Source organism: Fretibacterium fastidiosum (genome assembly GCF_000210715.1).
GTDB lineage: Bacteria > Synergistota > Synergistia > Synergistales > Aminobacteriaceae > Fretibacterium > Fretibacterium fastidiosum.
In genome coordinates, this window is the sequence record NC_021038.1 from 187,181 (window position 1) to 188,801 (window position 1,621).

At 46.8% G+C, this 1,621-nt stretch carries 2 protein-coding genes; both read left to right on the top strand.

The annotated features are described in order from the left end of the window. The first annotated feature begins 202 nt into the window (after positions 1–202). Positions 203–649: a Panacea domain-containing protein gene (locus SY1_RS00865; protein WP_243440695.1), complete on the top strand. Its 447-nt coding sequence runs from the start codon at positions 203–205 to the stop codon at positions 647–649. Beyond that, positions 643–1,389 (top strand): hypothetical protein, encoded by a 747-nt coding sequence (locus SY1_RS00870; RefSeq protein ID WP_208872502.1) that lies wholly within the window; start codon positions 643–645, stop codon positions 1,387–1,389. The genes SY1_RS00865 and SY1_RS00870 overlap by 7 nt, the downstream gene beginning before the upstream one ends. The last annotated feature ends 232 nt before the right edge of the window (positions 1,390–1,621 follow it).

The following is a 1,621-nucleotide window of genomic DNA, read 5'->3' on the forward strand; positions in this document are numbered from 1 at the left end:
CCCCTCCGGCCCTTCGAGCCACCGCCCCAGCTTAACGATCTTTTGTGGGGGATAAGGCTCCTCCTCCTCGCCCTGTGCCTCGGCCCCCTGTCCTGGCACTCGAGTCTTGTAGTCCTTAAAAACCATAGATGATTACCGAAGACAATGAACCCCAAGTTTGGTATCATAAGACCGAATACAGCAAAGAGGAGGTTGATGCGTGATGGTATCCGATGCTAAAAGCATTGCGCAGTATATTGTCAATTATTTCATCAACGCTGATGCCCCTGTCAGCAATTTACAGCTGCAGAAGTTGCTTTATTTTTCATGGATTGACTATTACCAAAAAAAGAAGGGTGCTTATCTTTTTGATGAGAGCTTTGTGGCATGGCCTTTGGGCCCAGTTGTTCTCAGTGCATATTATGACTTTTGTGCCTATGGAGCTGAGCCTGTTTTTCGGTATCGGCCTGTAAGTTTGTCAGGGCTCGACACAAAAACCCTTAATACTTGTTTGGCGAGTTTTAAAGGATGGACGGCGTATGAATTGGTAAACAAATCCCATCGTAAAGGTGGAGCGTGGGATTCTGTATATCAAGGCGGAGAAGGAAGGGATCGTGTTATTGATTTTGAGCTGATTGTGGATAAAGAATGCGAGGGTGTGTCGTGTTAGAGGAAAAACGTGGAAAAAAGCAGGAATATCTGCATAAAGTCCTGTTAGAGTTGGCATCTCCCTCAGTGGGGATGTTGGAAGAGAACTCAAAACCACTTCTTGCATACATTGTACGTTTGAGCTCCATTTATGACGATGATTTCCGTCATCAATACTCGTTGTTTTTTGATGAGGTTCTCAAAGAAATTTTTGAAAAAACGGAGGGGAAAGACATTGAAACCTTTCGAGAGAATCTCAGCTCTATCAGGAAATTTGTTTGTAACGACCGAGAAAACCCGTTTCAGAAAAAAATTGTTAAACTTTACGATCACCTTTGGCTTGAAATATCCAGATGGGAGTTTTTATTTGGCAAAGCAGGTAGACTGACCTCTATGGAGGATCGGCTCAATAAAATCGATGCGTTATCCAAAGAAGTCGAGGAGCGCGCCAAGGGAGCCGAGGATCGCTTTTCCAGGCTTCAGGTGGATTTTGTCGCGATTCTCGCTATTTTTGCTGCTGTGGTTATTGCCTTTTCTACAGGGAGCAATTATCTATCAAGTGCTTTATCCAGCATCAATACCGTTTCTTTAAAACCCCTTGTTGCGGTTGTTCCCCCATGTGGATTTGTGTTAGCCAATATATTGTTTATGTTGATGTATTTTATCGGGCAACTTACAGGGAAAAGTATTCGTGTAGGGTGGGTGTACGTTGGTGTTGTTGACGTTGTTTTAGCTGCGTCTTTTTTCCTTTCCTGCCATTGAGGAACTCATACCAATTCGCGTTTATAGAGAAATCTGGCAGTCTGCTTATGCAAGGGAGGCTGCCCCTCAGGGGCTGGGACTGACGGCCCGTGAGCGGCAGCGAACGGCAGCCGGAAGGCTCCCCGAAGTGGGGGACTGACGGCCCGTGAGCGGTAGCGAATGGCAGCCGGAAGGCTCCCCGAAGTGGGGGACTGACGGCCCGTGAGCGGTAGCGAATGGCAGCCGGAAGGCT